This window comes from Synechococcus sp. 60AY4M2 (assembly GCF_002760375.1).
Taxonomy (GTDB): Bacteria; Cyanobacteriota; Cyanobacteriia; order Thermostichales; family Thermostichaceae; genus Thermostichus.
Genome location: NZ_AUMZ01000001.1, coordinates 1,033,085 through 1,045,270, shown reverse-complemented (window position 1 = coordinate 1,045,270; position 12,186 = coordinate 1,033,085). Strand labels below are relative to the sequence as shown.

The 12,186-nt window shown below is 61.5% G+C and carries 8 protein-coding genes, 2 pseudogenes and 1 CRISPR repeat array; of the genes and pseudogenes, 2 read left to right on the top strand and 8 right to left on the bottom strand.

Annotated elements, in window-relative coordinates:
• Positions 1-88 precede the first annotated feature (88 nt).
• Positions 89-625 carry a thioredoxin domain-containing protein gene (locus SYN60AY4M2_RS04500; RefSeq protein ID WP_011429613.1) on the bottom strand — a complete coding sequence of 179 codons (537 nt, stop codon included), beginning with the start codon at positions 623-625 and terminating at the stop codon, positions 89-91.
• Positions 626-1,001: 376 nt separating this feature from the next.
• On the opposite strand from SYN60AY4M2_RS04500, the gene SYN60AY4M2_RS04495 reads away from it, so the two are divergent.
• Positions 1,002-4,292, top strand: coding sequence for an SMC family ATPase (locus tag SYN60AY4M2_RS04495; RefSeq protein ID WP_099813242.1), 3,291 nt, complete (start codon positions 1,002-1,004; stop codon positions 4,290-4,292).
• On the opposite strand, the gene SYN60AY4M2_RS04490 is transcribed toward SYN60AY4M2_RS04495, so the two are convergent.
• The 6 genes and pseudogenes from SYN60AY4M2_RS04490 to SYN60AY4M2_RS14370 form a co-directional block, all read right to left on the bottom strand.
• Positions 4,289-4,720: a GerW family sporulation protein gene (locus SYN60AY4M2_RS04490; protein WP_011429615.1), complete on the bottom strand. Its 432-nt coding sequence runs from the start codon at positions 4,718-4,720 to the stop codon at positions 4,289-4,291. The two genes, SYN60AY4M2_RS04495 and SYN60AY4M2_RS04490, sit on opposite strands and share 4 nt — an antisense overlap.
• Positions 4,721-5,012: 292 nt before the next feature.
• Entirely contained in the window at positions 5,013-5,276 is a 264-nt protein-coding gene (locus tag SYN60AY4M2_RS04485; protein WP_041438126.1) for a DUF2973 domain-containing protein, read from the bottom strand.
• On the bottom strand, positions 5,276-5,596 hold the full coding sequence (locus tag SYN60AY4M2_RS04480) for a DUF2605 domain-containing protein (protein WP_099812374.1): 321 nt from the start codon (positions 5,594-5,596) through the stop codon (positions 5,276-5,278). The genes SYN60AY4M2_RS04485 and SYN60AY4M2_RS04480 overlap by 1 nt, the downstream gene beginning before the upstream one ends.
• 49 nt (positions 5,597-5,645) lie before the next feature.
• Positions 5,646-7,202 (bottom strand): annotated as a pseudogene (locus SYN60AY4M2_RS04475) (cobaltochelatase subunit CobN); the annotation flags it as partial.
• Positions 7,163-8,341, bottom strand: a complete 1,179-nt coding sequence (locus SYN60AY4M2_RS04470; protein ID WP_011429619.1) for a transaldolase — start codon at positions 8,339-8,341, stop codon at positions 7,163-7,165. The pseudogene SYN60AY4M2_RS04475 and the gene SYN60AY4M2_RS04470, both read right to left, overlap by 40 nt.
• A 98-nt stretch (positions 8,342-8,439) precedes the next feature.
• A CRISPR array of direct repeats spans positions 8,440-8,971; the repeat unit is 28 nt; unit sequence GGTTCACCCCCACGGGTGTGGGGACAAC.
• A gap of 54 nt (positions 8,972-9,025) precedes the next feature.
• Positions 9,026-9,106: pseudogene (locus SYN60AY4M2_RS14370) on the bottom strand (hypothetical protein); the annotation flags it as partial.
• 471 nt (positions 9,107-9,577) lie between these two features.
• Between SYN60AY4M2_RS14370 and SYN60AY4M2_RS04460 the strand changes: the two are divergent.
• Complete coding sequence (locus SYN60AY4M2_RS04460) at positions 9,578-10,732, top strand: RNA-guided endonuclease TnpB family protein (protein ID WP_099813241.1); 1,155 nt, start codon at positions 9,578-9,580, stop codon at positions 10,730-10,732.
• 282 nt (positions 10,733-11,014) lie between these two features.
• On the opposite strand, the gene SYN60AY4M2_RS04455 is transcribed toward SYN60AY4M2_RS04460, so the two are convergent.
• A complete protein-coding gene (locus SYN60AY4M2_RS04455) occupies positions 11,015-11,968 on the bottom strand; it encodes an RluA family pseudouridine synthase (protein ID WP_099813240.1) in 954 nt (317 codons plus the stop codon).
• Positions 11,969-12,186: the final 218 nt, after the last annotated feature.

The following is a 12,186-nucleotide window of genomic DNA, read 5'->3' as shown; positions in this document are numbered from 1 at the left end:
TCAGGGAGCGGTTAACTGGCAAGACCAGTGGGCGGCTTAGAGGGACAGTTGGGAGCCTCAAGCCCGACAACTGGGAGCTCCTAGGTCTCTATCCATGGCTGCGCGGATCCGCCTGATGCGGGAGGACAGGCCTGCCCCGATCCAACTCAGACACCTGTCCGGCATTGGTCAACTGCAGGGGCTGCCCAGTTGCCAGAGCCAACACATTGCCCCGCAAAATGGCGGCAGGCTGCTCTCCGATGGCAAATCCCAGCACTTCCCCTTGACCATCCAAAAAGAGAAAGTGAGGGATCCCGTTCACCCGGTAGCGGCTCAACTCCGGCAGCCACTTGGGGTTGTCCACGTTCAGCATGACGAAGTTCACCTGATCGGCAAATTCTTTCTTCAGGCTGGCCAGGAGAGGTGCCATCGCTCGGCAGGTGGTGCACCAATCGGCGTAAAACTCCACCAGAGAAGGCTTGCCGTTGGCCTGCGCTTCCTCCCAGGACACTGCCTCTGCAGCCAAGTCAGCCAAGCTGGTGCCAGCCTGACGAGCTTGATTGGCTAAAAACAAGCCTGCCGCCAGGAGCACGGCCACCACGGCAACTAAACTGTTGCGCAACCGTTTTGCCCAGTCTTCCTTCATAGCTCCATCACTCCGCCATCTGGTGTTCCGCCTTCCCCGTTCTAACATCCCCCTCGCTCCGCAGTGGGCCAACTAGGTTCTGGATGGCTGTCTCCCGGGATCCCGGCTGGCGAGGAGGGCAGATGGACGTACTCCCCCTAGCTATAGCTTGCTCCGGCCCAGCAGTAAGCCTAGGAACTCTTAGTTACTGGTTCCGCAACCGCACTTGCTCCTTCGGGTTGCTCCGCCTCAGCAGCAGTGCCAGTTTCCCTGGTGGGCTCAGGGCGGTGGGACAACCGTTTTCTGGCTGTGGCAAAACTTGGGATCTAGCCAATAACTTCATAAACTGGAGCAAATGGCTCATCGCCATTGCTTTGCAGCGACCAGAGCCGCCCTTGTGATCCCAGTTCGCCTGACCTTACACAATTTTCTCTGCTACTCTCAGGCGGTTTTGGATCTGCGCGGGATCCACACCGCTTGCATTTGCGGCCCCAACGGGGCGGGCAAATCGGCTTTGCTCGACGCCCTTACCTGGGGCCTCTGGGGACAGAGCCGGGCCAGCAACGACAGCGATCTCATCCGCAAGGGGGCCAGCGAAACCTGGGTGGAGGTGGTCTACCGCTCGCGGGGGCAAACCTACCGCGTCCTGCGCAGTCGCCACCTCGCGGGGGAAGGATCCCTGGAGTGGCAAATTCAAACTGGAGAAAGCGACGGCCAAGCCCGTTGGCGCAGCCTCACCCGCCGCGGCCTGCGTGCCACCCAACAGGCCATCCAAAATCAGCTCGGCCTCGACTACGATACCTTTGTTCACTCGGCCTACCTGCGGCAGGGGCAGGCCGATGCCTTTACCCTGAAGCGTCCCGGCGAGCGCAAGCAGATCTTGGCGGACATGCTCAAGCTGGGGCAGTACGATCTGCTGGCGGAGCGTTGCCGCGAACAGGCCCGCAGCGCCAAGCTCAAAGCCGACCTGCTCCAAGAGCGCCTGCACAAGCTGGATCAACACCAGGTCTCTATCGAGCAGATGCAAGCCGAACTGGAGCAGCTTCAACAGCGGCAAATCCATCTGCAACAGCTCCTGGCCCAACAGCAGCAGGAATTACAGGCCCTAGAACGCGCCTATGAACATCGCCACACCCTGGAGGAGCGCCACCAGCAGCTTGCCCAGCACCTGAACAAGCTCAGCGTCAACCTGCACCACACCGAACAGCAGTGGCGAGCTCAACGACAGCACCTGCTCCAGTTGCAAGAGCTGATTGCCCAAAGCGAGGAGATCCTGGCGGGCTACGAACGCTATCAAACCCTGATGGCCCAGGATCGCCATCTTCACCACCTCTTCGAGCAACAGCAATACCTGCTCCAAGAACGCCAAAAGCTGCAGGCCCAACAGGCCGAGCAACAACAGCAGCAACTGCGCAGAATGCAGCGGCTGCAACAGGAATTGGCCGCCTGCCAGGCCCAAGCCCAGGCCGATGCCCAGGTGCTGGCCGAACGAGAGCGCATCGAAAACGCCCTCCACCACTACCGGCAAGCCCAGGAGCGCCTGCAAAGCTTAAACGAGGCCCAGGCCCAAGCCGCTGCCCTCCTGGAGCAACAACGGCACTGGGAGGAGGAGATCCGCCGCGAGGGAGAACGTCTGCAAGCCCGCCTCCAGTTCCTCCAGGAGCACCTGCAAAGCCAGGAAACCCTGGCCCAACAGCAGCAGCACCTGGCCCAGAAAATTGCCGCCAGCGCTGCAGCCCTGGCCGAGCTGGAGCGGCAGCGCCTCTACCAGCAGCAGGTGTTGGAAAAAATCCAGGAGCGCCGCCTCTTTGTGCAGAAGCTGCAGGAGCGGCAGCGGGTTCTCCAGCACCAGTGGCAACAGGAGGAGGAACGCTGCCGCCTGCTAGAGGCTCCTTGGGAAGAGTTTCCTGTTGGCGATAGCGGAGCGGAGTCCCTCCACGCCGAGCGCTTGGATCCTGCAGAGCTAGAAGATCTGGATCGCCCGGATCACTTGGGCCCTTCGGATCCAGACTCTGGCCGGTGCCGTCCCACCCGTGCTTTGACGGGGGCGAAGGCCATTGCCGAGGGAGCTGCAGAACCGGGATCCGAAGTAACCGCAGACCCCCTCTTCTCAGAGCAGCCTGCCGAGTCCATGCCAGCACCGCCCACCAAAGTGCCGACCGCCCCAATTTGGGTTTGCCCTCTCTGTGCCCGTCCGCTCAGCCCGTCCTTGAGGGCAGTGGTGCTGAAGAAACACCGCCAGCGGCAAGAGGAAATTGCTGGCGAGCTGTTTGTAATCCGCGAGCAATTGGCGGTGGCCGACCGGGAGATCGGGCTGCTGCAGGAAGAAGCCCAGCGTCTTGGCCAAGAGTTGGCCACCTGGGACGAGCGCCTGCACCTTCAGGGGCGCCTGCAACAGCAGTGGGAGGCTGAGCAGGAGCGGCAGCGGCAACTGGAGGCGCGGCGGGCAGAAGCCGCAGAACTGGAGCAGATCCTCAGCCAAGAAGCTTATGCCCAAGAGGCGCGGCAGCAGCTTGCCCAGATCCAACAGGCCCTGCAGCAGCTGGGCTATGACGAGCGGGAACATGCCTTGCAACGGGGAGAGGTGGAGCGCTGGCGCTGGGCCCTGGGCCGCTCCCACGAGCTGCGCAAAGCCCAGGAGCGCCGCGCCCGCCTAGGCGAGCAAATCGCCTCCCTGCAAGCGCAACTGGAGGCCCTGCAACAGGCGGGATCCCCTGACTCGCCGCTGGCAGAACGCCTGGCCCAGATCGAGCAGGCGCTGCACCAGGTCGGCTACGACGGATCCCTGCACCAGCAGGTAAAAGCAGAACTGGCCCAGGCGCAACTGTGGCCGGCCCGCCTGCAAGCCCTCCAGATGGCCCGCCAGGAGCTGCCGGAAGCCACAGCCCGCAGCCAGGCCCTGTCCCAACGCCTGCAGGAAAGCCGGCAACACTTTGCCCAGGCTGCCCAAGAGCTGGAAGCGCTGCAGCGACAACTGGCCGAGCACCCCGATGTTTCCCCGGCTCATCTAGAAGGGATCCGCCAAGCTCTGCAGGAGAACCGGCAAGAGCTGGATCTGGTGCTTTCTCAAATCGGGGCGGCCCGACAGCGGCTGCAGCAGGCTCTTGAACAGCAGGCGGAGCGGACGGAGCTGGAGCGACAACTGCAGCAGGCCCGCCGCCAGCAGCAGGTGTACCAGGAGCTGGCCAACGCCTACGGCCGCAACGGCATTCCCGCCCTGATCATCGAAAATGTCCTGCCAGAGCTAGAGGCCCAGGCCAACCAGATCCTGGGCCGCCTCACCCAACACCGCCTCCATCTGCGCTTTGTAACCCAGCGCTCGGGGCGGCGCTCGGAGAAGCTGATCGAGACCCTCGACATCCTCATCGCCGATCCCCGCGGCACCCGTCCCTACGAGACCTACTCTGGGGGAGAGGCTTTCCGCATCAACTTCGCCATCCGCCTGGCTCTTTCCCGCCTGCTTACCCAGCGCTCGGGATCCGACCTGCAAACGTTGATCATCGACGAGGGGTTTGGATCCCAGGACGCCACCGGGCGGGCCCAGTTGCTGGCGGCCATCAACGCCATTGCCTCCGACTTTGCCTGCATCCTGGTGATCACCCACATCCCCAGCCTGCAAGAGGCCTTTCCCCACCGCATCGACGTGCAGCCCTCCCCCCAGGGATCCCGCCTCTTCATTCGCGGCTAGTCATTTGGCTGGTCATTTGAGGATGAGGAGTTGTCGGCCCGGCTTTGCAACCACTGCTGCAGCAGGGGAACTATAGTCTCGCCAAGCTGGCTCCACTGGCTGGGCTTTTGGGCCGTGGTTAGCAGCTCCACCCGCTCCCCCCGGATCACCAAAAAGCCCACCGGCTCGATGCGCACCCCGCCCCCCGCTCCGCCAAACAGGCTGGCCGGATCCCGTCCGTTGCTGCGAAAGCCGCTGGCCGTTTTGCCAAAATGGCCCCCTCCTCCCCCAACGCCAAAGTAGAGCGACACGTAGGGGACAATCGTTGTGTCGCCAATGGTAATCGGCTGGCCAAAGGTCTGTCCCGTCTCCGCCAAAACCTTCAGCTTGCTCAGCACCGCCTCCAGGACGGCTGCCACCTCGAAATCGGAACTGGAATCGGATCCCATTGGTGACGTTTGCGCAAACGCTGCAGGCCAGCTCCAGAGGCCACTGGGTGAAGAACCAGATTGACTGCAGTTGTCTCAGACAAGATTAAGATACCTTGCTGCCTACCCAAGCGCCCCGCGCCGCTGCCCTCACCCCTGGCCTCTCTCCCTGAGGGAGAGGGGAGTTGGGGATAGTTCTCGGCGCCAAATGTTTTACTGCAACTTCATCCAGGAAAGGCTGCTCACCCCCACACCTGACTCGGGCCGACACCGAGAAAGGGGGAGCTCCTGCGCCGCTCTTGAACTCCCTTTTTTAGTCCTCGTCGGGAGAGCCAGAGTAGAGATCCTCCAGGCGGCTGCGGGCCTCTTCCAAGCTGGCCGAGCGAATGACCAGCAAGGGCTCTTCCGTCAGGTTGCCTTCTTCATCCAACAGCTCTGGGTGGGGCACCTGCCGGCGGCCTCGACGTGGCGAGGCCTTGCGCTCTTCTTTGCTCAGAGTAACCACGTTGGCCACCAGGTTGCGCAGGGCTACAAAGGCAATGGCCACAAAAGCGATGAGGTAGAGGATCTGCAGCATCACGGGTCAGATGAGTCGGAGGAGGGGTGAATTTGGCGAAAGCGACGGCCCAGCTCGGCGCACTCCATCAGCAGGCGATGCCATTTTGCCATCAGGGCCGGGTCAACGCCAACTTCATTATCCGACAACTGATAGAGGGCTTCCGCTGCCTGGAGCTCCGCTTGGGCAGCCAAAACCCACTCCAGGAGGGCCTGCTGCGCCTCTGGGCTGATGAATTCTAAAGTTTCTTCTTGCAAAAAGCGACGAGAGCGCTCAAACCAGTAGCGGTAATCTTCCAGCAGGGGCCCCAGAATCTCTCGCAACAGCTTGGCTTTGCTCATGGATCGGGATCCCTCCGCGTCTGGTTTGCTGAGAGCATCTTAGCCGAACTTAACCTTCCCCCGCCAGGGATCCCTGGGTAGCCTCCAGGCGGGCTTCCGTCTCCAGCATCAGGGCTTCTAGGTGGGGCACCAGCTCCGGCGCCTGCTCTTGCCAGTAGCCCCGCTGGTGGGCTTCCAGCAGCCGCTCGCTCATGTCCCGCAGCGCCCAAGGGTTGTGGTTGCGCAAAAACTGCTGCACCCGGGGATCCAGCAAGTAGGCGCGGGCCAGGCCAGCGTACATAAAGTCCGGCACGGCGTGGGTGGTGACGTCGTAGGCGAAGAGGTAGTCCAGGGTGGCGGCCATCTCGAAGGCGCCTTTGTAGCCGTGGCGCATCACGCCGGCAATCCACTTGGGGTTGACGACGCGGGCGCGGTAGACGCGGTCGATTTCTTCGGCCAGGGTGCGGATCTTGGGGTTGTGGGGACGGGCGTGATCCCCGAAGTAGATCTGGGGGTTGCGGCCCTGGAGCGCCCGCACCGCTGCCACCATGCCTCCCTGAAACTGGTAGTAGTCGTCCGAGTCAAGGAGATCGTGCTCGCGGTTGTCTTGGTTGTGCAGGACAATTTGCAGGCGGGCCAGTTGCCGCCGCAGGGCTGCGGGGGCCGGCTCTCCTTCGCCCTCGGCCCGGTAGGCGTAGCTGCTCCAGTTGAGGTAGGCGCGGGCCAGATCCGCTTCCGTTTCCCAGTTTTGCGCCTCGATCAGCCCCTGCAGGCCGGCTCCGTAGGCCCCCGGCTTGGAGCCAAAGATGCGCAGCCGCGCTTGCTTTGCCGCTTCTGAAGGCGGGATCCCTTGCTCCTGCCAGTACTGGGTATCGGCCAGCACCTGGGCCCGCAGGGGGTTGTCGCTTTCCGGCTCCTCCAGGGCGGCCACGGCCTGCACGGCGCGGTCGAAGAGGGCAATCAGGTTGGGAAAAGCATCGCGAAAGAACCCAGAAATGCGCAGGGTTACATCCACGCGGGGCCGGCCCAAAACCGCCACGGGCAAAATCTCAATATCCACCACCCGTCCCCCCTCCCAGCGGGGCCTGACTCCCAAGAGCGCCAGCGCCTCGGCCCAGTCGTCGCCGCCGGTGCGCAGGGTAGAGGTGCCCCAAACGGATAGGCCCAGGTGGCGGGGATATTCCCCCTGCTCTTGCACGTAGCGCTCCACCAGCCGCTCGGCAGCCAGCGAGCCAACCTGCCAGGCGGTGGGGGTAGGGATGGCGCGGATATCCACCGAGTAGAAGTTGCGCCCGGTGGGCAACACCTCCACCCGGCCCCGGGTGGGGGCACCGGAAGGGCCGCTGGGCACATAGCCGCCGTTGAGCCCGTGCAGGAGATGCCTCAGCTCCTGGGGGGTTTGCTGCAGCCGAGGGAGCAAGTCGGTCTCGATCCAGTGCAGCACTTGTCTGGCCGCCGGCCCCGGCGGCGGATCGTAAGGGATCCCCTGCAGATACTGGGCAATCCAGCGGCGGGCCTGGGCCTCCAGGGCGGCTACTGCGTCTCCAAAGCGGCGAAAGCTCTCGCCCATAGGGCTTGCTTGCCTGGCTAATTTCTCAGATAAACGGCTGCCCCCAGTCCGACCAGCATTTCTTCGGGAGTAATTTTGCCATCTTGGTTAGTGTCGAGGGCATCGAAGACGCGATCTGCTCCCATCCACTCCTCGCGGGTGATGAAGCCATCCCCATCCAGGTCGTAGATGCGGAAGACATCCTGGGCGGCGTGGGTAATCGTTTCCTTGGCGCCCTCCAGCTTCTGCAGCCGCTCGGTGAGCAGTTTTTCCAGCACCTCCAGCGCCTTGGAGAAGCCCTGGATCCCTTCTTCTAGTTTTTCCGAGGCCATGCGGTTTTCCCGGTGCATCTGGTCGAAGGTGGCCCGATCCATCACCAGGCGGGGAATATCCATTTTCTTAGCTTTTTCCGGATCCAGCTTGCGCTCCAGGTGGCCCTCGGTGTTTTGCAGCTCCGCCAACAAAGCCGGCGAGATGGTTAGGAGATCGCAGCCGGCCAGCTCGATGATCTCGCCAATGTTGCGGAAGCTGGCCCCCATCACTTCCGTTGGGTAATCGTATTTGCGCAGATAGTTGTAGATCTGGGTTACCGACTGCACGCCTGGATCTTCGGCGGGCGGGTAGCTCTCCCGGCCTGTGTGTTTTTTGTACCAATCCAGGATGCGGCCCACAAAGGGCGAGATGAGGGTTACCCCCGCTTCGGCGCAGGCAATGGCCTGGTGCAGGCCAAACATCAAAGTCAGGTTGCAGTGGATCCCTTCTTTTTCCAGGATCTCGGCGGCGCGGATCCCTTCCCAAGTAGCCGCAATCTTAATGAGCACCCGCTTGGGATCCGCCCCTGCCGCCTTGTAGAGCTCGATGAGATGGCGGGCCTTGGCCACGGTGGCTGCTGTGTCGTAGGAGAGCCGGGCGTCCACCTCCGTCGAAACCCGACCGGGGATGATGGACAAAATGCGCACGCCAAAGGCCACCGCCAGTTGGTCGATGGCGTGGGCCACCACGGCTTTGGTGTCGGCTTTGGATCCCAGGTCTTGGCGGGCCTTGAGCAAGGTCTCATCGACAATGCCCTGGTACTGGGGCATTTGGGCGGCTGCTGTAATCAAAGAGGGATTGGTGGTGGCATCCTGCGGCTTAAAGGTCTCGATGGCGTTGATATCCCCCGTGTCGGCCACCACCACCGTCATCTCTCGCAACTGCTCCAGCAAGCTCCTGCTCATACTCCCCTCCTTAGATATCGCGCTTCTGCGACCTAGCCCCAGTGTCGCCCACCTAGGCAAGGGATCCCGGTAGATGTGAGATTGTCTTAATTGTCTAGCCGGCTACTCCCACAGATGTGGGGACAACGTACAGCAGGAGAACTACCAGGGGGCTCATAGATTGGTTCACCCCCACGGGTGTGGGGACAACTCTCAGCACTGGAGATTTGTGAGCAGATTGAGCGCGGTTCACCCCCACGGGTGTGGGGACAACGCTCTGCTGGCGGCTCATCTGGCGCGTCCGGCGGCGGTTCACCCCCACGGGTGTGGGGACAACGGGTTGTTCACTTCCATCGTGAATCTCTTACTGGCGGTTCACCCCCACGGGTGTGGGGACAACCCAAACTGGAGCCGGCGGGGCGCACCAGCACCACCGGTTCACCCCCACGGGTGTGGGGACAACTGCCCAACCTGGCCGACGCGGTGCGACGGGTGGCCGGTTCACCCCCACGGGTGTGGGGACAACTCTCCGGGGAATAGGTGAACCTTGGCGCAACGCCTGGTTCACCCCCACGGGTGTGGGGACAACTCGGCAAATGACGCACCAGCTGGCTGTATTTGTCGGTTCACCCCCACGGGTGTGGGGACAACGAACCAGCGCACTTCTTGTCTTTTGTGGCACCAGCCAATCACGTAGGGATTGGTGCCGCGGTAGATGTGCAAGAGATAGGGATCCAACTCCCGTTCCGACACTTGATCGCCTCGGCTGGCGGTGCGATAGCGCATCCACACTCGTCTTTTCTCCCGACAGGCATCCTCCAACCGCTGCCAAATCTCCCAATCCAGATGGGTTTCTGCCCCTGCCCGAAAGATGAGCCGCTCATCGGCTAGCTGCTGGAGATCCAGCCACTCCTGCTCTGGAAGCCGTTGCGCCAACCGCCCAATTGCCGAGCGCAACTGCGGGGCATAGGCCGATCCGGCGTAGGCTTCCAGCATTCTCCCTCCCAAAGTCAGGGCAAACAGCTCCCCCTTAGTGAGGGGTATCGTCGGCAAGCGCCATTCCCGATCAGTGTAGTGATACCCTTTTTCACGGCTGACTTTGATGGGGGCTTGAAAGCGATCCTTCAAGAAACTAATATCCGCTCGAACCGTTCGTTCACCTATTTTCGGGCTGGAGGCCCGCACCATAGCCGCAGGCTTGGTGCCGGGAGGAAAGCCCGCCTGCTAGTCAAAGCCTGGATGAGCTACAATAAGCCCATGAGCCAGATTATCTCTGTACGTTGCAAGCTGATAGTCCCACAAGAGTTGCGTCAAGAAATTGACCGCACTTTGCAGGGCTTTGCGAATGCTTGCAACCAGATTCTCGACACCGCCAAACAAAAGAACTGCTGGAACACCGCCAAGCTGCACCACTTGGTTTATAGGCCAGTGAGAGCGGCAACGGGGTTGAAAGCCAACCACGTCTGTCAGGCGCTCCGCCGTGTGATTAGCAACGCCAAAGCGGTGAAACAAGTCCACAAGTTTCGCCCCACCAGCCTGACTTTGGATGTGCGTACTTTTAAGTACCGAGAGTCCGACCAAGCCGTGGGCGTGACCCTGATGAGCGGACGGGTTTGGCTCAAGCTCAAGATTGGCGGTTATCAAATCGCTTTGCTGCGGGGGCAAACGCCCACCAGCGCTACTCTGTCCAAGACCAAGCAAGGGGACTACTACATCAACATTGCGGTTGAGTTGGACACTCCCCCGACCGGTAAAACTCCAAAGGTAATCGGAGTTGACTTGGGCAGGCGGGATATCGCCACCGCTAGCAACGGACGCTCTTGGAGTGGAGAACACATCCAGGCCGTCCGTGACCGGTTCAGCCGTGTACGCGCCAAGGTTCAATCCAAACGCACTCGCAGCTCTAGGAGGCTGTTGAGAAGGCTCTCTGGGAGAGAACGGCGCTACCAGACATGGCTGAACCATAACATCAGCAAAACCTTGGTCAGGGATGCCCAGGCTATTGGTGCGGCACTGGCTTTTGAGGACTTGACAGACATCCGAGAGCGCTTGAATCAGAAACCTCGGAGTAAAGCTGAGCGCCGCAGAACCAATAACTGGGCGTTCTACCAACTCAGGATGTTTGTGACCTACAAGGCTGCCATTGCTGGAGTGCCTGTGGTGCTGGTGCCGCCTGCCTACACGTCGCAGACCTGCCACAAATGCCTGCACATCCACCCTGAGCAGGGTAAGTCCTACCGCAGCGGCAAGTTGTTCAAGTGTGGACACTGCGGGTGGGAAGGGGATGCTGACTATAACGCTGCTCAAGTAATCTCTCTCCTTGGGGCGACTGTAAACTCGCCTGAAATTCCGAAACTTAGCTGTCCTCTGGGTCAGCTAGGGATTGGGATAAAGCCCGCACCCTGCGCATAGCGCGGGTGTCGGGTAGTTTACTTACCTCCAAAGCCTCAGCCAGCGAAGCGGCTGTCTTTCGCTGTCCGGAGCGCAGCAGCATATCTAGCTTCAGGATCCGCTCTATCTGACGTAGCATTGCTTACCTTGGCCAGGATGAGCGCATTCTAAACAACTCACCTGGCAAAAATACTTCCGACTTCTCTAAAGATTTGCTGAAGGCTGAAACTTCTTGGGGACGGGGATCAGCATGAACCCCAATTGGACAGGCTAGACAGAGCGGAGAGCGACCTCTGAGGCTGCCTAGCCGGCCTGGCTGCGCAACTGCCGTAGCAGCCGCTCGAACTCTTCCGGCAGAGGGGCGGTAACCTGCAGCGGCTGGCCGGTGCGCGGGTGGACAAAGGAGAGCTTCCAGGCATGCAGAGCTTGGCCGCTGAGTTTGACGGGGCTGGTTTTGCTCTGGGTGTAGAGGGGATCCCCGACAATGGGCAGGCGCAGGTGGGCGGCGTGCACCCGAATTTGATGGGTGCGCCCGGTCTCCAGCTCAAACTGCATCAGGGTGTAGTTGCCCAGGCGCTCCAGCACCTGCCAGTGGGTTACCGCCGCTCGCCCTTGGCCGGGGGGCAGGACGGCCATCTTCTGGCGATCCACCGGGTGGCGGCCAATGGGGGCAGAGATGGTACCTTGGCTTTGGGCTGGCCGGCCAAACACCACCCCTAGGTAGATGCGCCGAGCGGTCTTGGCTTGAATCTGAGCCTGCAGGTGCTGGTGGGCCTGATCGTGTTTGGCGATCACCAGGGCGCCGGTGGTGTCCTTGTCGAGGCGATGGACGATCCCCGGACGCTGCTCGCCGTTGATCCCAGAAAGGCGAGGACAGTGGGCCAGCAGCGCATGCACTAGGGTGCCGCTGGCATGTCCAGGAGCCGGGTGCACCACCAGGCCGCGCGGCTTGTTGATGACAAGCAGATCCTCATCTTCATAGAGGATATCTAAGGGGATCCGCTCCGGCTGCAAGGGGGTGGGGGTGGCCGGCGGGATCCGCACCTCGATTTGATCCCCGGCCTGCAGGGGGCGATCCTTATCCAGGCAGGGCTGGCCGTTCAGCCAAACTTGGCCCTGGCGGATAAGCTGCTGCAGGCGCGAGCGCGACAGCTCCGGCAGTTGTTCTGCCAACCCCCGATCCAGCCGCAAGCCCTGCTGTTTTTCCGTCACTCTTACCTGGCGAATTGCTGCCACTGGATCTCTGGGGTCTTCCATTTGCCCTGTTTCCGCCAACTGCTGCTTTGAAAACATGGTGGCAGAGCGGTTACTTTTGCATTAGATAAAAAAGGTCGAAGATTTGTGGCAACCTTCTCAGATGGATCCTGGCGAGATGGCTTTGTGTCAACCCCTTCTCAGCCTTTTCTAGGGGGTTGCGCCGGGATTTTAACCAGCGGAAAACCCTCAGTACAGTGAGGGTATAGACCCTCAAAGCC

Coding starts and splice junctions, on each gene's coding strand:
- SYN60AY4M2_RS04500 (WP_011429613.1), bottom strand. CDS start 625: ATGAAGGAAGACTGGGCAAAACGGTTGCGCAACAGTTTAGTTGCCGTG.
- SYN60AY4M2_RS04490 (WP_011429615.1), bottom strand. CDS start 4,720: ATGGGATCCGATTCCAGTTCCGATTTCGAGGTGGCAGCCGTCCTGGAG.
- SYN60AY4M2_RS04485 (WP_041438126.1), bottom strand. CDS start 5,276: ATGCTGCAGATCCTCTACCTCATCGCTTTTGTGGCCATTGCCTTTGTA.
- SYN60AY4M2_RS04480 (WP_099812374.1), bottom strand. CDS start 5,596: ATGAGCAAAGCCAAGCTGTTGCGAGAGATTCTGGGGCCCCTGCTGGAA.
- SYN60AY4M2_RS04470 (WP_011429619.1), bottom strand. CDS start 8,341: ATGAGCAGGAGCTTGCTGGAGCAGTTGCGAGAGATGACGGTGGTGGTG.
- SYN60AY4M2_RS04460 (WP_099813241.1), top strand. CDS start 9,578: ATGAGCCAGATTATCTCTGTACGTTGCAAGCTGATAGTCCCACAAGAG.
- SYN60AY4M2_RS04455 (WP_099813240.1), bottom strand. CDS start 11,968: ATGGAAGACCCCAGAGATCCAGTGGCAGCAATTCGCCAGGTAAGAGTG.